16 protein-coding genes are annotated in these 21932 nt (G+C 74.9%); 12 read left to right on the top strand and 4 right to left on the bottom strand.

Annotated elements, in window-relative coordinates:
• Positions 1-303 precede the first annotated feature (303 nt).
• Both ACGF0D_RS04615 and ACGF0D_RS04610 read right to left on the bottom strand, forming a co-directional pair.
• On the bottom strand, positions 304-1227 hold the full coding sequence (locus tag ACGF0D_RS04615) for a TetR family transcriptional regulator (RefSeq protein ID WP_392878327.1): 924 nt from the start codon (positions 1225-1227) through the stop codon (positions 304-306).
• A gap of 272 nt (positions 1228-1499) precedes the next feature.
• Positions 1500-3275 (bottom strand): 3-hydroxyacyl-CoA dehydrogenase family protein, encoded by a 1776-nt coding sequence (locus ACGF0D_RS04610; RefSeq protein WP_392913971.1) that lies wholly within the window; start codon positions 3273-3275, stop codon positions 1500-1502.
• 543 nt (positions 3276-3818) lie between these two features.
• Here ACGF0D_RS04610 and ACGF0D_RS04605 point away from each other — a divergent pair.
• From ACGF0D_RS04605 to ACGF0D_RS04595, 3 genes are all read left to right on the top strand, one after another.
• Complete coding sequence (locus ACGF0D_RS04605; protein WP_392913970.1) at positions 3819-5282, top strand: glutamine synthetase; 1464 nt, start codon at positions 3819-3821, stop codon at positions 5280-5282.
• A 3-nt stretch (positions 5283-5285) separates the two neighbouring features.
• On the top strand, positions 5286-6404 hold the full coding sequence (locus ACGF0D_RS04600; protein ID WP_392913969.1) for an amidohydrolase family protein: 1119 nt from the start codon (positions 5286-5288) through the stop codon (positions 6402-6404).
• 254 nt (positions 6405-6658) lie between these two features.
• A complete protein-coding gene (locus ACGF0D_RS04595; RefSeq protein ID WP_392878320.1) occupies positions 6659-8143 on the top strand; it encodes a S8 family serine peptidase in 1485 nt (494 codons plus the stop codon).
• A 232-nt stretch (positions 8144-8375) separates the two neighbouring features.
• Here the strand turns inward: ACGF0D_RS04595 and ACGF0D_RS04590 are convergent, their stop codons facing one another.
• Entirely contained in the window at positions 8376-9275 is a 900-nt protein-coding gene (locus tag ACGF0D_RS04590; protein ID WP_392913968.1) for a HipA family kinase, read from the bottom strand.
• Positions 9276-9366: 91 nt separating this feature from the next.
• Here ACGF0D_RS04590 and ACGF0D_RS04585 point away from each other — a divergent pair, with 91 nt between their 5' ends.
• From ACGF0D_RS04585 to ACGF0D_RS04545, 9 genes are all read left to right on the top strand, one after another.
• Positions 9367-9807 carry an SRPBCC family protein gene (locus tag ACGF0D_RS04585; RefSeq protein WP_392878316.1) on the top strand — a complete coding sequence of 147 codons (441 nt, stop codon included), beginning with the start codon at positions 9367-9369 and terminating at the stop codon, positions 9805-9807.
• A 270-nt stretch (positions 9808-10077) separates the two neighbouring features.
• Entirely contained in the window at positions 10078-11232 is a 1155-nt protein-coding gene (locus ACGF0D_RS04580; RefSeq protein ID WP_392878314.1) for a glycosyltransferase, read from the top strand.
• Positions 11233-11628: 396 nt separating this feature from the next.
• Positions 11629-13143 (top strand): exopolysaccharide biosynthesis polyprenyl glycosylphosphotransferase, encoded by a 1515-nt coding sequence (locus ACGF0D_RS04575; RefSeq protein WP_392878312.1) that lies wholly within the window; start codon positions 11629-11631, stop codon positions 13141-13143.
• 6 nt (positions 13144-13149) lie between these two features.
• The gene (locus tag ACGF0D_RS04570) at positions 13150-14571 is read left to right on the top strand and encodes an O-antigen ligase family protein (protein ID WP_392913967.1); all 1422 of its coding nucleotides are present in this window, start codon (positions 13150-13152) and stop codon (positions 14569-14571) included.
• Entirely contained in the window at positions 14568-16313 is a 1746-nt protein-coding gene (gene murJ, locus ACGF0D_RS04565) for a murein biosynthesis integral membrane protein MurJ (protein WP_392913966.1), read from the top strand. Before ACGF0D_RS04570 ends, murJ begins: the two co-directional genes overlap by 4 nt.
• Entirely contained in the window at positions 16303-17154 is an 852-nt protein-coding gene (locus ACGF0D_RS04560; protein ID WP_392913965.1) for a polysaccharide deacetylase family protein, read from the top strand. The genes murJ and ACGF0D_RS04560 overlap by 11 nt, the downstream gene beginning before the upstream one ends.
• Positions 17151-18266 carry a glycosyltransferase gene (locus ACGF0D_RS04555; protein WP_392878304.1) on the top strand — a complete coding sequence of 372 codons (1116 nt, stop codon included), beginning with the start codon at positions 17151-17153 and terminating at the stop codon, positions 18264-18266. The genes ACGF0D_RS04560 and ACGF0D_RS04555 overlap by 4 nt, the downstream gene beginning before the upstream one ends.
• 49 nt (positions 18267-18315) lie before the next feature.
• A complete protein-coding gene (locus ACGF0D_RS04550; RefSeq protein WP_392913964.1) occupies positions 18316-19311 on the top strand; it encodes a Wzz/FepE/Etk N-terminal domain-containing protein in 996 nt (331 codons plus the stop codon).
• A complete protein-coding gene (locus ACGF0D_RS04545) occupies positions 19308-20468 on the top strand; it encodes a GNAT family N-acetyltransferase (protein ID WP_392913963.1) in 1161 nt (386 codons plus the stop codon). The genes ACGF0D_RS04550 and ACGF0D_RS04545 overlap by 4 nt, the downstream gene beginning before the upstream one ends.
• Positions 20469-20472: 4 nt before the next feature.
• Here the strand turns inward: ACGF0D_RS04545 and ACGF0D_RS04540 are convergent, their stop codons facing one another.
• Positions 20473-21696 (bottom strand): glycoside hydrolase family 26 protein, encoded by a 1224-nt coding sequence (locus ACGF0D_RS04540; protein ID WP_392913962.1) that lies wholly within the window; start codon positions 21694-21696, stop codon positions 20473-20475.
• Positions 21697-21932 lie beyond the last annotated feature (236 nt).

The following is a 21932-nucleotide window of genomic DNA, read 5'->3' as shown; positions in this document are numbered from 1 at the left end:
CGGCTTCGCTGAGGTGGGTGGTGGGCGGGTCAGGCTGGGCGCCCGGGTGGACCGGGCCGTGCTGGCTCTGCTCCCGGGGTGTGGGAACGCCGGACGGCGGCGCGCCGAGGTGGGGAGCCGCGGCGCCGCGACTGGTGAGTAACAAGGTAGTGGCACCCTGTGCCACTCGTAAAGACACCGGGTGTCACGAATTCGGGCGGCCTTCGGGGCTGCGTGACGCGCGTTGAGCGGGCATGCGAAGGGCCCGCGCCGATCGGTCGGCGCGGGCCCGATGTAAAGCTCTGACCTGCGTGAATACCGCGTCTACGACTCCTGGACGCCACTCAGCGCGGCTCGGATGCTGTCCACCACGACGTCCAGTGGAGCGTCCGTCCGGGCGACTGTGATGAGTACCTCACCCCCGGGGCTGGCACTCAGTGCGCTCTGCGCCCCGGTGTCCCCGGGGGTCCCATTGGCACCCGGTGCCACCAGCGAGCCCCGGCGTCTGGCACCCGGTGCGCTGGAGGCCCAGAAGGTCCGCCGGATCACCTCGAAGGAGTGGTCCAGCTGCGCCTCCACGTCGCCCCGGCCGCCGGCCCGCAGCCAGCGCCGCAGTACGTGGTTGTGTGCCGCGACCACCGCCGCCGCCGAGACCTCGGCGAGCATCGAGTCGTCCTCGCCGCCCCGCTGCCAGCCGGACGGGATGGACTCGCCGGTGTCGAAGCGCCCCAGCAGGTAGCGGGTGAACAGCCGCTCGTAGCGGGCCACCACGGCGATCTCCCGCTCGCGCAGCGCCGGGACCTGACGGATCAGCTGGTACCGCGCCACCGACACCCCCGGGGTGGAGGCGTACATCCGCAGCACCTCCTTGATGCCGCGGCAGACCACGTCCAGCGGGTGCTCCTCCGGCTCCGCGCTGGCCAGCAGGTCGGCCACCCGGACCAGGGTGTCGTCGTGGTCCGGGAAGATCGCCTCCTCCTTGGACCGGAAGTACCGGAAGAAGGTGCGCCGGGCCACCCCGGCGGCGGCCGCGATCTGGTCGACCGTGGTCTCCTCGTAGCCCTGCGAGGCGAACAGCTCCATCGCCGCCGTGGCCAGGTCCTGGCGCATCTGCTGGCGCTGCGCCGCCGCCCGGCGGCTGCCCGGCCCGCCCTCCGGTCCGGTGCCCCCGGTCGAGGGGGCGGTCCGGTCGGTGCCGCCGTGCGGCCCGGTGGGGTGCTGCGGGGAGGTTGACTGAACCCGATCCATGTCCGGAACGCTACACGGCCCGGACGGCGCGGCCGCGGCCCTTCCCCGTCGCACCGGTGCGACCGGGCCGGTCACGGCCGGGCGGGGCCAGCGCGAGGACACCGTCCCGGGGCTCCAGCCGGGGCGCGCGGACGCCGCGGAGGGCGTGGCGGACGCGGATCCGTGCGGCGGTGCCCCGTGCGGCTGCGCCCCGTACGGCTGTGCGGCGAGCGGTCCGGCCGGCGGGGCCCCGTACGGCGTCTCGTACGGGCCGCCCCCGGCCTGCGGCGTGGTCACCGGCGCGCGTGGTCGCGGAAGCCGCGGCCGGTCTTGCGGCCCAGGCAGCCCGCCGCGACCAGGTGCTCCAGCAGCGGCGCGGCGGCCAGGCCGGGTTCGCGGAACTCCTGGTGCAGCACCCGCTCGATGGTCAGCGAGACGTCCAGGCCCACCACGTCCAGCAGCTCGAACGGGCCCATCGGGTAGCCGCAGCCGAGCTTCATCGCGGTGTCGATGTCGTCCACCGTCGCGTAGTGCTCCTGGAGCATCCGCACCGCGTCGTTCAGGTAGGGGAAGAGCAGCGCGTTGACGATGAAGCCGGCCCGGTCGCCGCACTCCACCGGGTGCTTGCGGACCTCGGCGGTCAGCTCCAGCACGGTCGCGGTGACGTCCGGCGCGGTCAGCACGGTGGAGACCACCTCGACCAGCTTCATCGCCGGGGCCGGGTTGAAGAAGTGCATGCCGATCACGTCCTGCGGCCGCGAGGTGGCGGTCGCGCAGCTGATCACCGGCAGCGAGGAGGTGGTGGTGGCGAGCACCGCGCCCGGCCTGACGATCTTGTCCAGGGTGGCGAACAGCTCCCGCTTGACCGCCAGGTCCTCGGCGACCGCCTCGACCACCAGGTCCACCTCGGCCAGCTCCGCGTACTGCCCGACCGGGGTGACCAGCGCCAGCGCGGCGTCCCGGGCCTCGGCCGACAGCCGGCCCTTGGCCACCGAACGCTCCAGCGACTTCGCCAGCTGCGCCTTGGCCGCCTCGGCCTTCTGCTGGCTGCGCGCCGCCAGCAGCACCGGGTGCCCGGCCTTGGCGAACACCTCGGCGATCCCGGTGGCCATCGTCCCCGAGCCGCAGACGCCGACGGTGCGCACCTGCCGCCCCGGCACCCCGGGCCTGGCCGGCCCGGTCGCCGCGTCCACCGCCCGGGAGGAGCCCGGCGCCTCGTAGATGTAGAAGCCGCGCCCGGTCTTGCGGCCCAGCAGCCCGGCCGCGACCAGCTGGCCGAGGATCGGGGCGGGCGCGTGCAGACGGTCCCGGGACTGCTCGTACATCGCCTCCAGCACGGTGCGCGCGGTGTCGATGCCGATCAGGTCGAGCAGCGCCAGCGGGCCCATCGGCAGGCCGCAGCCGAGCCGCATCGCGGCGTCGATGTCCTCCCGCGAGGCGTACTTGGACTCGAACATCGCGGCGGCCTGGTTCAGGTAGGCGAACAGCAGGCCGTTCACCACGAAGCCGGCCCGGTCGCCGGCCGCCACCGGCTCCTTGCCGAGGTCGCGGGCGAACTCGGCGGCGTCCTCGGCGGTCCGCGGGGAGGTCAGCACCGTGCGGACCACCTCGACCAGCTTCATCCCGTGCACCGGGTTGAAGAAGTGCAGGCCGAGCACCCGCTCCGGACGGGCGGTCGCCGCGGCGATCCTGGTCACCGACAGCGCGGTGGTGCCGGTGGCCAGGACCGTGTCCTTGGGGCAGATCCGGTCCAGTTCGGCGAAGACCTCCCGCTTCAGCTCCAGCTGCTCGGGCACCTCCTCGATCACCAGGTCCGCCCCGGCGGCGGCCGCCAGCTCGTGGCCGACCGAGATCCGGGCCAGCAGCCCGGCGCGCTCCTCGGCGGTCAGCCGCTCCCGGTCCACCGCGTGCGCGGTGGCCTCCTCGATCCGGGCCAGTGCCCGGGCGGCCGAGTCCTCGGTGGCCTCGATGCCGATCACCCGGCGGCCGCTCTTGGCGACCGCCACCGCGACGCCGGCACCCATCGTGCCGAGGCCGACGACGGCGACAGTGGGGAAGGGACGCTCCATCTGTCCTGACTCCTAGTCATGAAGGGCGCGCGCGTGCTCCGGTGGGCACGCCGCCGGGCCGGTACGCCGGGGCGGCCGCCGCCGGAGGAGGGTCCACGCGCGGGGCTGGGGAGATGACGGGGGTCGGCGCATCGGGGCAGCGGCCGGTCCGCTCCGGCCGAACTGCGGATGTGCCGTGGTGCTCAGGCGCTCGAAGGTGAAGGAAGCGGCTCTGAATACGAGGAGAACCCGGCCTGCCGCGGTCCGCGGCACCGGCCGGTGAAAGCGCACCGCGCGGGCGCCGGAGAAGCGGCGACCGCGGCCTGCCGCCGGTGCGGCTCCCGAAGCCCGGCGGTGGTGCGTGTCCGGCCACTGTAGCGAAGCTACTCGCGAGTAGGAAGAGGGTGCGGGCGGAAAACCCGTCGGAGTCGCGAAACCCGTCGGAGCCGTGGGGGAGCCGGCCGCCAGGCTCGCCCCGAACGGGTGAACGGGCGAACACGGCTGCCAACGGGACCACCCGATAGGGGAGTTACCGGACCCCGGTCGGCGGGGCAGCATGAGGACATGACCACCCGAACCGACGCCGCCGGCCCCACCGCGCCCGGTCCCGCCGAGCCGCCCGCCACGGCCGAACGGCTCGCTGCCGCCGCCGCGGCGGCCGTCGCGCTGCCACCGCGCGACGAGCGGGCGGAGCGCGCCGAGGCGGCCGCCGACCGGCTGCGCACCGACGCCGTCGAGGCGGTGGCCGTCACCTGGGTGGACAACGCCGGTATCACCCGGGTCAAGGCCGTGCCCCTTGGCGGCCTGGTGCACGCCGCGCAGTGGGGTGTCGGCACCGCGCCCTGCTTCGACGTGTTCCTCGCCGACGACACGATCACCACCAGTGCGATCATCGGCGGCCCCACCGGGGACCTCAGGCTCTACCCGGACCTCGACCGGATCGTCCCGCTGGCCGCCCAGCCCGGCTGGGCCTGGGCCCCGGGGGACAGGTACACCCAGGCCGGCACCCCGCACCCCGGCTGCCAGCGGCTGTTCGCCCGCCGGGCCAGGGCCGTGGCGGCCGCGCGCGGCCTGAGCCTCAAGGCGGGGATCGAGGTGGAGTGGACGGTCGCCCTGGCCGGCACCCCGCAGGAGGATCCGCAGTACCCGACGCACGGCCCGGCGTACGGGATGCACCGCCTCACCGACCTCTCCGACTACCTGCGCGACGTGCTGCGCGCCCTCGGCCGGCAGGGGCTGAGCATCCTCCAGATCCACCCCGAGTACGCCCCGGGCCAGTTCGAGGTCTCGGTCGCCCCCGAGGACCCGGTCGCCGCCGCCGACACCTCCGTCCTGGTCCGGCACACCGTCAGGGCCGTCTCCGCCAGGCACGGGCTGCGGGCCTCCTTCGCCCCGGTGGTCGAGACCGGCGGCGTCGGCAACGGCGGGCACCTGCACGTCAGCCTCTGGCGGGACGGGCACAACCTCGGCCACGGCGGCCCCGGCCCGCACGGCCTGACCGCCGAAGCCGAGGGCTTCCTCGCCGGGGTGCTCGACGCGCTGCCCGAACTGCTGGTGCTGGGCTGCTCCAGCCCCGCCGGGTACCTGCGGCTGGTGCCCTCGCACTGGGCCGGCGCCTACCAGTGCTGGGGCCTGGAGAACCGGGAGGCCGCGCTGCGCCTGGTGACGGGCTCCGCCGGAGAGCGGTCCGCCGCCGCGAACGCCGAGGTCAAGTGCTTCGACGCGAGCGCCAACCCGTACCTGGCGGTCGGCGGGGTGATCGCGGCCGGCCTCGCCGGGCTGGACCAGCGCCGCGCGCTGCCACCGGAATTCACCGGAGACCCAGCGGCCGCCGAGCCCGGCATGGTGCCGAGGCTGCCGACGAGCCCGGCCGAGGCGATCGCCGCCTACGAGCACTCCGCGGTGCTGCGCGAGGCGCTCGGCGAGCCGCTCTACCAGGCCGTGCTGGCGGTGCGCCGGGCGGAGCGGGAGCAGTACGCGGCCGCCACGCCGGAGGAGCTGGTCGCGGCCACCCGCTGGCGGTACTGAGCGGTGCCCCGGCCGGAGGGGCCCGCGCTGGTCGACCACCACTGCCACAGCGTGGTGGCGGCCGAGCTCACCGACGACGCCCTGGCCGGGCTGCTCACGGAGTCGGACCGCCCGCCCGCGCCCGGCTGTTCGCCCTTCGACAGCGCGCTAGGCCTCGCGGTGCGACGCTGGTGCCCGCCCGCCCTCGGCCTGCCGGCGCACGCCCCGGCCGCCGACTACCTGGCCCGGCGGCGGGAGTTGGGTGCGGCCGAGGCCACCGGGCGGCTGCTCGCGGCGGCCGGGCTGGACGCCTGCCTGGTGGACACCGGGCTGGCCACCGCGGCGGGTCACGCACTGCTGCCGCTGCCCGAACTCGCCGCGGCCACCGGGGCGTCGGTGCGCGAGGTGGTCCGGCTGGAGTCGGTCGCCGAGACGGTGGCGGCCGGTGCCGAGGACTGGCCGCGGGCCGTGGCGGGGGCGCTCGCGTCGGCCGCCGCCGGGGCCGTCGCGGTCAAGTCGGTGCTCGCGTACCGGCATGGCCTGGCCGCCCCCGCCGAGCGCCCCGCCACCGCGGCCGTGGTGGCCGCGGCCGGCGCCCACCTGCGCGGTGGGGGCGGCCGGCTGACGGACCGGGTGCTGCTGCACCACCTGCTCTGGACGGCGGTGGACGTCTGCGCCGAGCTCGGCCTGCCGCTCCAACTCCACACCGGCTTCGGCGATCCCGACCTCACCCTGCACCGGGCCGACCCGTCGCTGCTGACGGACTTCGTGCGGGCCGCCGAGCCCAGCGGCGTTCCGCTGGTGCTGCTGCACGGGTACCCGTACCACCGGCAGGCCGCCTGGCTGGCCCAGGCCTTCCCGACGGTGTACACCGACCTCGGGCTGACGGCCTCGTACACCGGGCCGCGGGTGGCCGCGGTGCTGGGCGAGATGCCGGAGCTGGCCCCGTTCGGAAAATTGCTGTTCTCCACCGACGCGTACGGCCTGCCCGAGCTCTATTTGGTGGGCACCTGTCAGTTCCGGTACGGACTGGCCGCAGTGCTCGCGGAGTGGCGGGCCGACGGCGCCTGCTCCGCGGCCGACGCCGAGCGGCTGGCGCGGTCGGTCGCGTCCGGCAACGCACGTCGGTTGTACGCGTTGTAGGGGCGCGATCCGTGCTGGTGGCCGAGGTCGCGGAGGGTGTGGCGGCACGTCGGCGAACCATCACTTTTTAACACTCTTGACCTCTGTTGCCTGTGTTGATCGCCGGGTGCCCTTAACCCCGGTCCCTGGTCAAGATGTGACGATTAGATGACTACCTCTTGCGCTTATAACCAAATATTCATTAGCGTCCCGGTCATTCCCAAGCGCACCTGCCCATCGCAGCTGCCGCCTGACGACTCGGGAGGCCAACCCTCATGCGTGTTCCTCGGATCAGCCGTACCCGGTACGCGGCGGTGGGCGTCGTGCTCGCCACCGCCGGCGCCCTCGCGCTGCCGGCCGGCACCGCCGTCGCGGCCCCCACGGCCGACTCGACGACCGGTCCGCTGATGAGCTACGTCGTCAACACCAAGGCCAACCACGGCCAGGTACAGAAGGTCGAGAAGGCCATCACCGGCCTCGGCGGCACCGTGGTCCAGTCGTACGAGCAGGTCGGCGTCGTCGTCGCCCGCTCGAACGACACCAAGTTCGCCGAGAAGCTGCGCCTGGCCAAGGGCGTCGACTCGGTCGGCGCCAGCCGTACCAAGGGCATCCAGGCCGCCGACCAGGGCAAGGCCGACGTCGCCGCCGAGCCGGCCGCCGCGGCCGCCCCGGGCCAGGAGCCCTACGACGCCTACCAGTGGGACATGCGTCAGATCGGTGCCGACAAGGCCCACAAGATCTCGCTGGGCAGCCGCAACGTCACCGTCGGCGTGCTGGACTCCGGCATCGACGCCACCCACGAGGACCTGGCCGCCAACGTGGACGCCTCGCAGTCGGTCTCCTGCATCGACGGCAAGACGAACACCGACTGGAAGGCCTGGCAGCCGACCACCAGCGACCACGGCACCCACGTGGCCGGCACCATCGCCGCCGCCAAGAACGGCAAGGGCGTCGTCGGCGTCGCGCCGAACGTGAAGCTGGCCGCCGTCAAGGTCGTCGACGACGGCGGGTTCATCTACCCGGAGAACGCGGTCTGCGGCTTCGTCTGGGCCGGCGAGCACGGCTTCAAGGTGACGAACAACAGCTACTTCGTCGACCCGTGGATGTTCAACTGCAAGACGGACAAGGACCAGGCCGCGATCTCCGAGGCCGTCCGCAAGGCCGTCGCCTTCTCGCAGCGCAAGGGCGTCCTCAACGTCGCCGCCGCGGGCAACGAGAACATCGACCTGGCGCACAAGACCGTCGACGTGGCCAGCCCGGACGACACCACCCCCGGCTCCCGCCCGGTCACCAACGACTGCCTGTCGCTGCCGACCGAGCTGCCCGGCGTCATCGCCGTCTCCGCGGTGGGCTCCGACGGCGTCAAGTCGTACTACTCCAGCTACGGCAAGGGCGTCGTCTCCGTCACCGCGCCGGGTGGCGACCGCCGCTTCCAGTTCCCGAACACCCCGGACAAGGACGGCCGCATCCTGTCCACCATCCCCGGTGGCAAGTACGGCTACATGCAGGGCACCTCGATGGCCACCCCGCACGTCGCCGGCGTGGTCGCGCTGCTCGCCAGCACCTTCCCGTGGGCCAGCCCGGACGAGCTGACCGAGCTGCTGACCACCCACGCCGAGTCCGTCCCGTGCCCGACCGGCGAGTTCAACCCGGGCGGCGCCGGCACCTGGAAGGCCACCTGCGAGGGCGGCGCGGACGACAACGGCTTCTACGGCGCGGGCCTGATCAACGCCGAGAAGGCGGTCCAGTGGTGGCGCTGACGCGCTGACACGCTGATCGCGGACAACTCCGAACAGTAGAGCCGGGGAGCGGGACCACACGGTCCCGCTCCCCGGTCGCATTCCCGCGCCGGCCGCTCGCACCCGACCGCCAACCGGCCGGACAGGATCGCCGACCGGTCGCATCCGATCACCGACGCTCCGGCCGCACCCGGGCCGCCCCGCACCCGGGTCGCGTCGGCCGCCCGCGCCGCTCCGGCCGTCCCGCGCCCGGCTACCCCTCGTCGAAGTGGTGCTCCCAGACCGTCTCCACGGACGGCTTGCCGTGCAGGTCCGGCACCTCCTGCAGCCAGGCCGGCCGCCCCGCCCTGGTCCGGGCCGCCCGCCGCCGCTCCGCCTCAAGCAGTTGCTCGGGCGTGGCGAAGCCCTCCGGCAGCCACTCCTCGGAGAGCACCACCCGGGCGGCCAGATGGGTGACGTAGGCGTGCCGGACGGCGTCCACCGAGTCGAAGCCGGGCTCGCCGGCCAGCCACTCGTCCGGGACCAGCGCCACGACCTCCTCCAGCAGCGGCACGGTGACCAGCGGCCCGAGCTCCTCGTCGGCCAGCCGGACGTCCGGGGCCGAGCCGCCCAGCGCGTGCGCGCTGAGGTCGTACCGCTTGCCGACCGCCGCCTCGGCCCCGGCCCAGCGGTGGTGGAAGATCAGCGCGGCGCCGTTGTCGATCAGCCAGAGCCGTCCGTGCCAGACCACCAGGTTGGGGTTGTGGACGGTGCGGTCGACGTTGCCGGTCAGCGCGTCCAGCCAGACCACCCGGCCGGCCTCGGCGGAGTCCACCGCGATCATCCCCGGCCGGAAGTCCCGCGCGCCGGGCAGCAGGTCCATCCCGAGGTTGAGGCCCGCGCTGGCCTTGAGCATGTCCTGGATCTCGGTGTCCGGCTCGTCCGCGGCGACGGCCGGATCGAAGTCCACCAGCCGCAGCTCCGGCACCCGCAGGCCCAGCCGCCGCGCCAGCTCGCCGACGATCACCTCGGCGATCAGCGCCTTGCGGCCCTGCGCGGCCCCGGTGAACTTGACCACGTACGTTCCCAGGTCGTCGGTCTCCACCACGCCGGGGACGGAGCCACCGGCCCGCAGCGGGTCGACGTAGCGCACAGCAGTCACCAGATCGAGCACACCGGTCACCCTATCCCGCCGCGTCGCGGGCGTGAGCCTGTGATTGGCTTGCCGGACAGAGCGGTTCCCGCAACACGAGGAGAGCAAGGTCATGGGACAGGTGCAGGCCACCACCGAGCGAGTCTACGACGCGGCCCCCGAGCGGGTGTACGAGGCGTTGGCCGACTACCAGGTGACCCGCCCGAAGCTGCTGCCCGCGCAGTACAGCGAGTACGAGGTGCGGGTCGGCGGCACCGGCGCCGGCACCCAGGTGCACTGGAAGCTCCAGGCCACCGAGAAGCGGGTGCGCGACTGCCTGTTCACCGTCTCCGCGCCCGCGCCGGACCAGCTGGTGGAGAAGGACGCCAACTCCAGCATGGTGATCACCTGGACCGTCTCGGCCGTCGGCGAGGGCCGCTCCAAGGTCACCGTGACCGCCACCTGGCAGGGCGCGACCGGCATCGGCGGCTTCTTCGAGCGCACCTTCGCGCCGAAGGGCCTGAACCGGATCCACGACCAGGTGCTCGCCAACCTCGCCGCCGAGGTCCGCTGAGGCATCCGCGGCCCACTGGGGGCACCGAGGTCCGCTGAAGCCTCCGCGGCCGCGGCGTCCCGCTGAATCATCCGCGGCCCGCCGAGGCCGCGGAATCGCCAACCGCGCGATTCGCGCGCGTAGATCCATCGAACCGCTCGAATCGCCCGGGAATTCGAGCGGTTCGGTCTCCCGTACGAGCCGAAAGCCGTACGGGTGGCCGAACCACCACCTGCGGGTGACGAGGGCCGCCCGGCGCCGGGGAGCCACCCTAGGCTCGCCGCCGTGCATATGACGATCCTTCACATTTCGCAACCGGTGGACGGCGGGGTCGCCCGCGTCGTCGCCGATCTGGTCCGGGGTCAGCGGGAGGCCGGGCACCGGGTCATGGTCGCCTGCCCGCGCGGCGGCCGGCTGGCCGAGGAGGCCGGCGCGGTGGGCGCGCTGGTCCAGGACTGGCCCGCCCGGCGCTCGCCCGGCCCGGGCACCGCCGCCGAGGCCTGGCGGCTGCGCCGGATCGTCCGGGCGGCCGCGCCCGACGTGGTCCATCTGCACAGCGCCAAGGCCGGACTGGCCGGGCGGCTCGCGGTGCGCGGCACGGTACCGACCGTCTTCCAGCCGCACGCCTGGTCCTTCGCCGCCGTCGACGGCGCGCTCGCCGCCGCCACCCTGCGCTGGGAGCGTTTCGCGGCCCGCTGGTCGCACCGGCTGCTGTGCGTCAGCGTCCAGGAGCGGGCCGACGGCGTGGCGGCCGGGGTGCACGCCGACTGGGCGGTGGTGCCCAACGGTGTCGACGTGCGCCACTTCGTGCCCGCCGACCGCCGCGCCGCCCGGATCGCGCTCGGCCTGGACCTGGACGCCCCGCTGGCGGTGTGCGTGGGGCGGCTGTGCCGGCAGAAGGGCCAGGACGTGCTGCTGGCCGCCTGGCCGGAGGTGCTGCGCCGGGTGCCGCGGGCCCGGCTGGCACTGGTCGGCGGCGGGCCGGAGGAGCAGCGGGTCGCGGAGTTGGTCAGGCGGACCGCCGAGCCCGCCCGGGTCCGGCTGGTCGGGGACGTGCCGGACCCCCGCCCGTGGCTGGCGGCGGCCGACCTGGTGGTGCTGCCCTCGCGCTGGGAGGGGATGGCGCTGGCCCCGCTGGAGGCGATGGCGGCCGGCCGTCCGGTGCTGCTGACCGACGTGTCCGGGGCCCGGGAGTGCCTGCCGCCGTCCGAGCTCGCGCACGCGGTGGTCCCGTCCGAGGACGTGCGGGCCCTCGCCACCCGAATGGGGGACGCGCTGTCGGATCCGATCGAGTGCGAGCGGCGCGGTGCGCGGCTGCGCGACCACGTGGCCGGCCGGCACGACGTGCGCACCGTGGTCGAACAGGTGGATGTCCTCTACCGCCACCTGCTGGGTGCCGGTCCGGCGTCGGGGCGGCGCCGGGCCCGTGTCCCAGAGCGGATCTGATCGTTTCACATGCCGTGAATGCCCGTCGTTTCCGGCGTTGTCGTATTCGCACCCTCGACCGGATATGGAGGCGAGGAGTCAAATCCGAAATACCTATTACTGGGCGGCTGGAATGAAACGGCAAGTCAACTTCCGCCCGGTACGGCCTGGTTCTGTATTGTCGGATTTTGCCTGCTTCGTTCAGATTTCATGCCGGGAATTCACGGCAGAGCCCCGCGCGACCGATTCCCTCGTGATTGGTCCCTCGGCGATCGGCCCCGCCACCGGACGTCCGAAAGCCGTCAGCGGCAGCAGGCGCTGTCAGGACCGCGCCCACCGGGCCGGGACGGCCGCCCCGCGCCAGCCGGTGCCGGGGCACCGTCACCCCGGGCACACAGCAGGGGAGATCGTGCGCTGATGACCATTGACCACGACAGTGTGCCGCGATACGCCGGACCCCTGTCCGGCCCCCGCCGGCCCGGCACCGGGCTGCTCGACCGTCCGGCGGGAGCGGCACACCCCCGGGCGGTCCCCTCGCCGCGCCGTTCCCGTGGCACGGTCCGATCCCGGCCGGCCCTGTCGCTCGCCCTGGTCCAGGCCGACATCATCGCGCTCTGCTCCGCCGGCGGCATCGCCAGTCGCGTCATCGACCCGGCCGGCCCGCTCGACCCGCTGCTCGGCGTCCCCGCCGTCCTGCCCCTGCTGCTCCTGCTCAACCTCACCGGCGGCCTCTACCGCTCCCGCCTCACCCTCTCCGTCCTGGACGAACTGCCCGCACTGGCCGCCCGGGCCGTGGTCGCCACCGCCCTCGCCGTCACCCTGTCCGGCTGCCTCGGCGGCCGCTGGCCCGACTGCGGCCCGGCCCGGCTCACCCTCCTGCTCGGCGCCCAGCTGCTGATCGCCGCCGCCGGCCGCGCCGTCCTCTACCACCTGGCCCGGCGGATCCGCCGCAGCCGCCCCAGCCCCGTCCTGGTGCTCGGCGCCGGCCGGCTCGGCCACCGGGTCGCCGCCGTCCTGCGCGAGCACGGCGAGTACGGAATGCGCCCGGTCGGCTTCCTCGACGCCGACCCGCCGCTGCTGCCCGGCGACACCGACCTGCCCGTGCTCGGCGGCCGCGAGGCGCTGGAGCGCGAGGTGCGCCGGCACGGCGTCCAGCACGTGATCGCCACCGCCGGCGGCACCGACGAGGCCGAGACCGCCGCCGCCCTGCGCGAGGCCACACGGCTCGGCTGCCAGGCTTGGCTGGTGCCCGCCCTGCGCGAGTACGGCTCGCTGCCCGTCACCCCGGTCACCGGCGGCGACCACCTGTGGGGCTTCCCCTGCCTGCGGGTCGGCCGCCCCGCGCGCCGCCGCCCCGGCTGGATCGCCAAGCGCACCCTGGACCTCACCGCCGCCGCGGTCGGCCTGCTGCTGCTCGCCCCCGTCCTGGCGCTCTGCGCCCTCGCCGTCCGCTTCGACACTGGCCCCGGTGTGCTCTTCCGCCAGCAGCGCACCGGCCTGGACGGCCGGGTCTTCACCCTCCTCAAGTTCCGCACCCTGCGCCCGAGCAACGAGCACGAGTCCGCCACCCGCTGGAACATCGCCCAGGACCACCGGATGGGCGCCGTCGGCCGGCTGCTGCGCAAGAGCTCGCTGGACGAGCTGCCCCAGCTGTGGAACGTCCTGCGCGGCGACATGAGCCTGGTCGGCCCGCGCCCCGAACGGCCGTACTTCGTCATGAGGTTCGGCCAGGCCTACCCCGAGTACGCCGACCGCCACCGGGTCCCGGTCGGCCTCACCGGCCTGGCCCAGGTCAACGGCCTGCGCGGGGACACCTCCATCGAGGACCGGGCCCGCTTCGACAACCGCTACATCGAGAGCTGGAGCCTCTGGCAGGACGTCAAGATCCTGTGCCGCACCACGGCCCTGATGCTCCACCCGGACGGGAGCTGACCCCGCGTGGCCCTGACCCTCCCCGCCTTCCCCCACCCCGTCTTACGGAAGGCCCTGCCCGTACTCGCGGAGCGCACCAGCCCGCTGGCCGCGGCCACCGTCCTGCTGGTCTGCGTGCCCACCGGGCAGAAGGACGTCGCCGCCGCCGTCCACATCACCGCCGCCGACCTCGCCTCGCTGGCCCTGGTCGCCCTCACCGCGCTCGACCTGCTGCGCGGACGGCTGCCCGCGATCAGCCGCACCACCTGCGCGCTGTTCGGCGGGATCGTCGTGGCGGCCGCCGTCGCCACCGTCGGCTCGATCGACCCGGCCGCCGGCGTCACCGGCTTCGTCCGGCTCACCCAGGTGTTCGTCCTGGTCCCCGTCGCCGTCCTCTGCTCACTGCGCGACCGCACCGACCAGCGCCTGGTCCTCGGCTCCTTCGTGCTCGCCGCGCTGATCCAGGGCGCGGTCGGCGCCAAGCAGTACCTCACCCACACCGGCGCCTCCTACACCGGCCAGCCGATCCGGGCCGTCGGCACCTTCGGCGCACTCGACGTCATGGCGATGTCCAGCGTGGTCAGTTACGGCCTGCTCGCCGCCCTCGCACTGGCCCTCGCCGAGCGCGGACCAGGGGCCGGGCGGCGCACCCCCGCCCGCCGGGCGGTGGACGGGAGCCCGGCGCCGCGCGCCGACGGCAACCCCCGCCTGCGCCGCGCGATGTTCGCCGCCGCCGCCTTCCTCGTCTTCCCGCTGGCCGTCTCCTTCAGCCGCGGCAGCTGGATCGCCACCGGCCTCGCCGCCACCGTGCTGCTGCTGCGCGCCGACGCCCGGCTGCTGGTGCGCGGCGCCGTCGTCGGCCTGGCCGCCGGCGTCGTCCTGGTCGGCGGCCTCGGCCTCGGCGGCTCCGGCGTCACCCAGCGGCTCAGCTCGATCGGCTCGGTCTCGGCCGCCCCCGACCAGTCCGTCTCCGACCGGTACGACCTGTGGTCCACCGCCGGACTGATCTGGCAGGACCACCCCGTGCACGGCGCCGGGCCCAAGGCCTTCCAGCAACTGCGCGACAGCCACGCCCCGTTGCGGCTGTCCTCCGGCAGCGACGCCGCCGACGCCACCATCGGCTTCCAGCGCGAACCGCTGCTCTCCCCGCACAACATGTACTTCCTGGTGCTCAGCGAGCAGGGCCTGATCGGCATCACCGCCTACGCCGCGCTCTTCCTCGCCCTGCTGCTCGGCTGCCTGCGCCACCGCCACGGCCCCGGGCTCGCCGCACTCGCCCTGCTCACCTGGGTCCTGGTCGACTTCCTGTACTCCGACATCGGCGGCACCACCACCGTGCTGACCTCCGTCGTCCTCGGCCTCGCCGCCCACGCGGCCACCCACCGCCCCGGGCTCCCCGCCGCCGAGCACCCCGCCACCGACCACCCCGCCGCCGGAGCGGCCCGGTGACCACCGACCAACCGGCCGCCGCCGTCGGCCCCGCCGCCCTCCCGGCCCCCCGCGGCGCCACCGGCGAGGACCCCGCCGCCGAGCCCCACCCGGCCCCCCGGCGCGGCTTCCTCGCCAAGGCCTTCGGCATCACCGCTGTCCTCAGTGCCGCCGGCTCCGGCCTCGGCCTGCTGCGCGACCTCCTGCTGGCCCGCTACTTCGGCGCCAACCAGGGCACCGACGCCTTCCTGGTCGCCTGGACCGTCCCCGAGACCGCCGCACCGCTGCTGATCGAGGACGCCATGTCCTTCCTCATGGTGCCCGCCTTCGCCCTCGCCCTGGTGCTGCGCGAGGAGGACCCGGACGCCCCCGACCCGGTCCGCCAACTCGTCCGCGCCTCCCTGCCCTGGCTGCTGCTCGCGCTCGGCGGCCTCGCCCTGGCCGCCGCGCTCGGCGCCCCGGAACTGGTCGCACTGCTCGCCCCCGGCCTCACCGACCCCGGCCTGGCCGTCACCTGCACCCGGATCACCGCGATCACGGTGCTGCCCTTCGGGGTGGCCGGCTACCTGGCCGCCGCGCTGCGCGCCCACCACCGCTTCACCGCCCCGGCCGGCATCTACGTCGCCCACAACCTCGGCATCCTCGCCGTCCTGCTCTGCCTCCACTCCCACCTCGGGGTGCGCTCCGCCGCCCTCGGTGTCGCGGCCGGCAGCCTGCTGATGGCCGGCCTGCTGGTCGGCCCGTTCCTGCGCCGACTGCGCCAGGGCCCGCCCGGCACCGGCCGCGGCCGCCGCTCGCGCCGCACCCTGGTGCTCATGCCGCTCGCCCTGCTGCCGGTGGCCGCCTTCACCCTCACCCGCCAGTCCCAGGTCTTCGTCGAGCGCTACCTTGGCTCGGCCCTGCCGCCCGGCACCATCTCGCACCTCAACTACGCCGCCAAGGTCTCCCAGCTCGCCATGACGGCGGGCATCCTGATCTGCACCGTCACCTTCCCGCTGGTCGCCCGGGCCCTCGCTGCCGGGGACCTCACCGCCGCCCGCGACCGGGTGGAGAAGGACCTCGGCCAGGCGGCGGCCGTCGTCCTGCTCGGCACCGCCTTCCTGATGGCCTGCGCCCCCTCGGTGGTCTCGCTGCTGTTCGAACGCGGCGCCTTCGGCCCGCACGACACGGCCGCCACCGCGGACGTCATCCGGGTCTACAGCTTCGGCCTGCCCGCCCAGGCACTGATCGGTGTGATGATCCGCCCGTACTTCTCGCTGCGCCCGGTGGTCCGCCGGGCCGACGACCCGGGCACCGAGGACGGGCGCAGCCGGCTCCTGGACTGGTACCCGGTCGCCGCCATGCTGCTCGGCCTCGGCGTCACCGTCACCACCGGCCTGCTCGCCACGCCCCGCTTCGGCGCCCTGGGGCTGGCCGCCGGCAACGCGGCCGGCATCACCACCACCGCCGCGCTGCTGCTGCACGGCCTGGTGCTGCGCGGCATCCCGCTGCGGCTGCACCGGGTGCTCGGCGGACACGGCCGGCTGGTGGCCGCCGCCGCCGGGGCCACCGTGCTCGGCACCGCCGCCGCCGCCCTGGCCGCCGACCCGCTGCTCTCGACCCTCCTCGGAGGCCTCACCGTGGCGCTGGCCTTCGCCGCCCTCGGCACCGGGCTCGGCGCCCGCGAGGTGCGCGGCCCGGTCCTCGCCGCCGCCCGGGCCCTGGGGCCCGGGCGGACCCCGCCAACCGTCGCCGAAGAAGGGAAGCGTCCCCATGGACGATGAACGGGGAGCCGTCCGTTCGGCCCGGGCGGGCGTCAGCAGCGCCCCGCCGCACCGGGCACCACTGCCCAGGAGCCGCCCCCCGATCGGTGAACCACCGGTCCACGGCTCCGCCTCGCCGTGGATCCTGATGTACCACTCGGTGGCGGTCGAGAAGGAGGACCCCTACCGGCTCACCGTCAGCCCCGAGCGGTTCGCCGAACAGATCGCCTGGCTGCACCGGCGCGGCCTGCGCGGCGTCAGTGTCCGCGAGCTGATGCGGGCCCGGGCCCTCGGCCGGGACGACGGACTGGTCGGCCTGACCTTCGACGATGGCTACGCCGACTTCGCCCGGTACGCGGTGCCGATCCTCCAGGCGTACGGTTTCACCGCCACCGCGTACGTGGTCGCCGACCTGCTCGGTCGGGACAACGACTGGGACACCGAGGGCCCGCGCAAACAGCTGCTCACCGTCCAGGAGGTCACCGAACTCGCCGCCGCCGGCTGGGAGATCGGATCGCACGGCCTCGGCCACCAGGCGCTGCCCGGCCTGCCCGCCGAGGCCCTCGCCGTCCAGGCCGGGGAGAGCCGGCGCCTGCTGGAGGAGGCCGTCGGCGGACCGGTCGCCGGCTTCTGCTACCCGTACGGCGCCGTCGACCTGCCCGCCGCCCTGGCCGTGCGCGACGCCGGGTACGACTACGCCTGCGCCATCGGGCACTCCCCGCTCACCGGCCGCTTCGCCCTGCCCCGCTGCTACGTCGGCGCCCGCGACGGCGCCTGGCGGCTGCGCGCCAAGCGGGGCCGGCAGCGGCTGCGCGACGCCGTCACCGAGCTGCGCCACGCCCGCCGGGAGCCCCGGCCATGAGGGTGCTGCACATCGTCACCGGACTGGCCGCCGGCGGTGCCGAGCGCCAACTCCACCTGCTGCTGCGGCACCTGCCGGCGCACCAGCAGTGCGAGGTGCTAGCCCTGACCGAGCCCGGCACGGTCGCCGCCGCGCTGCGCGCCGACGGCGTCACCGTCCACCATCTCGGCATGCGCGGCAACCGGGACCTGCGCGCACTGCCCCGGCTGGTCCGGCTGGTCCGGGCCGGCCGCTACGACCTGGTGCACACCCACCTCTACCGGGCGCAGCTGTACGGCCGGCTGGCCGCCCGGCTGGCCGGGGTGCGCGCGGTGGTCTCCACCGAGCACTCGCTGCACGCCGGGGTGATCGAGGGCCGCCCGGTCACCCGGGGCGTCAAGGGCCTCTACCTGGCGGCCGAACGGCTCGGCAGCACCACCGTCGCCGTCTCCCGACAGGTCGCCCAGACGCTGCGCTCCTGGGGTGTCCCGCCGGCCCGGATCGAGCTGATCCCGAACGGCATCGACGCCTCCCGCTACCGCCTCCCACCCGCCGATCGGGCCGCCGTCCGTCGCCGGCTGCGGGCCGAGCTCGGGCTGCCGCACGGGAGTTGGGTGGTCGGCGGGGTGGGCCGGCTGGTGCCGGGCAAGCGCTTCGAGGTGCTGGTCGAGGCGCTCGCCGAACTCGACCCGGCCACCCGGCTGGTGCTGGTCGGCGAGGGCCCGGAGCGCGCCGCGCTGGAGCGCCGGGCCGACGAAGCCGGCGTGCGGGACCGGCTGGTGCTCGCCGGGGAGCGCGACGACGTGCCCGAACTGCTGGCCGCCCTGGACGTGTTGGCCGCCCCCTCGACCGCGGAGACCTTCGGCCTCGGCGTCCTGGAGGGCCTCGCGGCAGGGCTGCCGGTGCGGCACAGCGCCTGCCCGGCACTCGACGAACTCCCGCCCAGCGCCGCCCCGCAGGCCCGCCGCATCCCCTCCGAGCCGGCCGCCTACGCCGCCGCGCTGCGCGACCTGCGGCCGCTCAGCGGGCACATCGCCGACCCGCTGCCCCACCCCCCGGCCATCGGCCACTACGACATCGCCCGGGTCGCCTCCGACCTGGGCGCCCTCTACGACCGGCTGGCCCGCGTCTGACCGCCCGCCACCGCCGGAACCGCCGTACCAGACCCAAGGAGCAACACCCATGACCACACCGCGCCGAAGCGCCCGCCGCCTGGTCCGCCGCTGGTGGCCGGTGGTGCTCGCGGTTCCGCTGGGCGCCGCGGCCGGCGCCGGGTACGCCGTCGTCGCGCACCCGTCGTACGCCGCGAACGCCTACGTCCTCGTGGTCGCGCAGAACCCCGGGGAGGCCGTGATCGCGACCAACTTCGCCCAGGCGTACGGCCGGCTGGCCGGCCAGCCGCAGGTGCTCGCCGTGGCGGCCGACGAGACCGGCCACACCCGGACCGAGCTGGAGACCCTGGTGCACGGGACGACCTCGCCGGACGCCCCGATGATCGAGATCACCGGGACCGGGCGGCGCCCCCAGGACGCGGCCGGGACCGCCGACGCGGTGGCCCGCTCGCTGGTCGCCTTCGCCAACACCAGCAGCAAGGACACCAACGTCCGGCTGGTGACGCTGGCCCCGGCCGCCGCGCCGGACAAGCCGACCACGCCCTCCGGGAAGCTGGACGTCGCGGTCGGCGGCTCGGCCGGGCTGCTGCTGGGCGCGCTGGTGATGATGACCCGCCGCCGGGGCGGCGCGGGAACGCCCGAGGCCGACGCGAGCCCCGAAGCACCGCGGGCCGCACGGGCACCGGAGGTCCCCGCCCCCGCCGCCGCTGCCCCCGCCGCCGCCGCCGTGTCGGTGGCGGTCCCGACGCAGCCGCGCCCGCGTCGCGAGGAGCCGGCCGAGACCGAGCCCGGGGCTGTCGCCGCTCCCGAGGCCGGAGGGGCGAAGGCCGCGAGCCCGAAGAAGGAGAGCGCCAGGACCACGAGTGTGAAGAAGGAGAGCCCGAAGGCCGAGAAGAAGGCCGACGGCAAGGCCGACAAGCAGGCCGGCACCGAGCCCGCGGCGGCGGAGCAGCCCGCGACGGAGCAGCCCCCGGCCGAGGAGCAGGCCCCCGCCGAGGAGCAGGCCCCGGCCACCGGGAACCAGACCCCCGCCCGGAAGAAGGCCCCGGCCGGGAGCGGCCGGTGAGCACCCGCACCCGCAGTAGCAGCCTGCCCGCCCAAGCGACGGCGCCGGCCTGGACCACCGAGCTGCGCCGCGAGGACGACGCCCTGGACGTCCTCGCCGAGGAGTGGGACGACCTGGCCGCCCGCTGCCGGACCGCCACCTTCTTCCAGGCCGCCGACTGGCAGCGCTCCTGGTGGCGCCACTACGGCCGCCCCGGCGGCCTGCTCCTGGTGCTGGTCCGCCGCGACGGCCGGCTGGTCGGCGCCGGCGCCTTCGTGCGCCGCGGCGGACCGTTCGGCGGCCTGACCGGTCTCGGTGCCGGGCTGGCCGACTACACCGACGTCCTGCTCGACGACGAGTACGCCGACCGGGCCGCCGCCGAACTCGCCGCCGTCCTCCCGCTCACCCGCCCGTGGCACTGGCTGGAGCTGCGCGAGGTGCATCCCGACGCAGCGGTGCACCGGGTGTACGGGCACTGGCGTGGCAGCCGCCGCCGCTACCGCGACTCGCTCTGCCAGTACCTGCCGGCCGTCCCGATGGACAGGCTGCTCAAACGGGTGCCCGGCAAGACCGCCCAGCGCAGCCGGGTGAAGCTCCGCAAGATCGCCGAGGCCGGCGTGAAGGTCCGTACGACCCCGGTGGCCGAGGTGCCGCAGGCGCTGGACGGGCTGCTGCGGCTGCACTTCCTGCAGTGGCAGGCGCGCGGCGTCACGCCGGAGCACCGTACCGACCGGTTCGCCCGGCACCTGACCGAGTCCACCACCGGACTGGTCGCCGCGGGCAGGGCCGTCGTCCACCAGTTCCACCTGGACGGCCAGCTGGTCGCGGTGAACCTGCTGCTGCTCTGCCCGTCCTTCGGGGGGCTGTACATGTACGGCGCCCACCCGGTGCTGCGCGAGCGCCTTGACATCGCCGGGCTGCTGTTCAGCGCGGCCCTGGACGAGACCGTCGGCGCGGGCGTCCCGGTGCTCGGCCTGCTGCGCGGGCAGGAACCGTACAAGCAGCGCTGGCGGCCGGACCAGCTGTCCAACCACCGGCTGCTGCTCGGCCCGGCCGGGGCGGCACCGGCGGCCGCCCTCCGGGCCGGGGCGGTGCTCGCCCGGCAGGTGGCGGCGCACCAGCTGCGCACCCGCTTCCCCCGGCTCAAGGAGGCGCTGCTGGCCCGCCGCCGCAGCTGACCGCTCAGTGCCGGGCGTGCTTCGTGCCCGTCGGAACGGCTGTCGCCTTGGCGGTCGTCGGACGGGCCGCCGGGTGCGGCGTCGCACTCGGCGCGGCGCGGCCCCCGGGCGCGGCCGGCGAGTCCACGGGGCCGGCCGGGCCCGGCGCCGCGGGCATGCCGGGGGCCGCCGCGGTGGGCGCCGGCGAGGGCGCCCCCTTCGACCCGGCCATCAACTCCTTGAACGTCGCCGTCGAGCGCGGATTGCGCTCGCACTGGAAGAAGCCGTGCGGACAGTAGTCGGTGACGGTCTGGTAGGCGGTGTCGTGGGTGCGGATCCAGTCGACCATCCGCTGCACGAACTCGGGGTTGTCGCCGTTGCGGAACAGCCCCCACTCCGGGTACGAGACCGGCTTGCCGCGTTTGGCGGCGAACTCCACCTGGTCCTGGAGGCCGTACGGCTCGCGCACGTAGTCGTCGAAGGTGCCGCCGGCGGGCTGGTCGTAGTTGTCCATGCCGATGATGTCGACCACGTCGTCGCCGGGGTAGCACTTGGTCCAGGGGATGGCGTCCAGGCCGCGGCTGGGGGCGAAGTCGAAGCGGAAGCGCTGCCCGGGCACCGAGCGCATCACCTCGACGATCCGCCGCCAGTACGTCTTCCACGCCGACGGGTCGGGCTTGCAGCGGTGGGTGTAGGTGGTGCCGTTCATCTCCCAGCCGAGCGTGAGCACGGTGTCCGCACTGCCCAGCGCGACCAGTCGGCGCGCGAGCTTGAGGAAGTGCCCGTCGAAGTCCCCGCGCGCCCCCTGGGCGAGCAGTTCGGCGACCTCGTCGTCCGACACCTTCGCCTCGCTGGGCACCAGCATCGGCACACCGAGTACCAGCAACCGCGAAGGGTCGGCCTGCCGCCACTGCGACCAGAGGCCGAGCACCATCGGCTCGCCCTCGATGTCGCTCCAGCCGTTGCCCGCCAGGTAGGTGTGGCCGACCTGGATGTTCGCGTCGCCGAGCCACTGCGCGTACCGGCCGATCTGCGGGATGTAGTCGTCCCAGGAGCCGACGAACGCGCCGAACGGCGGCTCGTGGCTCGGCCGCTGGACCGGCGGGCGCGGGGCCGGACCGCGCGGCTCGATGGCGTCCGAGGAGAGGGTGTGCCGTTCGGTCTGGCTGAACGGCGTCCCGGCCGGGACGCTGGCCGTGGCCATCAGCAGCAGGGTGGCGGCGGCCAGCGTCAGGCGGCCGATTCGCATGGTGCTCTCCTCGGGAGTCTCGTGGGCGGGGCGCCACGGTCACGGCGTGGACGGACCGTGGCGCTCCGCTCGCTGACAGTAGGCCCGAAGAGGGACGAAGGGGCCGAATGTCACCCCAAAGTGGGCGCCGATCGAACGTCGGCTGCTATGGCGGCCGACGACCGGCGGTCATGTATCAGCTCTGTAACGGTCCCGCCGGGCCGCTGTGGCCCGCTCCGGCGCGCCCGCCGGAGCGG

Source organism: Kitasatospora sp. NPDC048298 (genome assembly GCF_043201465.1).
Classification (GTDB): Bacteria; Actinomycetota; Actinomycetes; order Streptomycetales; family Streptomycetaceae; genus Kitasatospora.
Note: the sequence above shows the minus strand (reverse complement) of the source record. Positions and strands in the feature narration are given on the sequence as shown.

Bases quoted from the DNA above. Each gene is read 5' to 3' on its own strand.
- ACGF0D_RS04610 (WP_392913971.1), bottom strand. From the start codon at position 3,275: ATGGAGCGTCCCTTCCCCACTGTCGCCGTCGTCGGCCTCGGCACGATG.
- ACGF0D_RS04580 (WP_392878314.1), top strand. From the start codon at position 10,078: ATGACGATCCTTCACATTTCGCAACCGGTGGACGGCGGGGTCGCCCGC.
- ACGF0D_RS04605 (WP_392913970.1), top strand. From the start codon at position 3,819: ATGACCACCCGAACCGACGCCGCCGGCCCCACCGCGCCCGGTCCCGCC.
- ACGF0D_RS04615 (WP_392878327.1), bottom strand. From the start codon at position 1,227: ATGGATCGGGTTCAGTCAACCTCCCCGCAGCACCCCACCGGGCCGCAC.
- ACGF0D_RS04585 (WP_392878316.1), top strand. From the start codon at position 9,367: ATGGGACAGGTGCAGGCCACCACCGAGCGAGTCTACGACGCGGCCCCC.
- ACGF0D_RS04560 (WP_392913965.1), top strand. From the start codon at position 16,303: ATGGACGATGAACGGGGAGCCGTCCGTTCGGCCCGGGCGGGCGTCAGC.
- ACGF0D_RS04550 (WP_392913964.1), top strand. From the start codon at position 18,316: ATGACCACACCGCGCCGAAGCGCCCGCCGCCTGGTCCGCCGCTGGTGG.
- ACGF0D_RS04555 (WP_392878304.1), top strand. From the start codon at position 17,151: ATGAGGGTGCTGCACATCGTCACCGGACTGGCCGCCGGCGGTGCCGAG.
- ACGF0D_RS04595 (WP_392878320.1), top strand. From the start codon at position 6,659: ATGCGTGTTCCTCGGATCAGCCGTACCCGGTACGCGGCGGTGGGCGTC.
- ACGF0D_RS04575 (WP_392878312.1), top strand. From the start codon at position 11,629: ATGACCATTGACCACGACAGTGTGCCGCGATACGCCGGACCCCTGTCC.
- ACGF0D_RS04540 (WP_392913962.1), bottom strand. From the start codon at position 21,696: ATGCGAATCGGCCGCCTGACGCTGGCCGCCGCCACCCTGCTGCTGATG.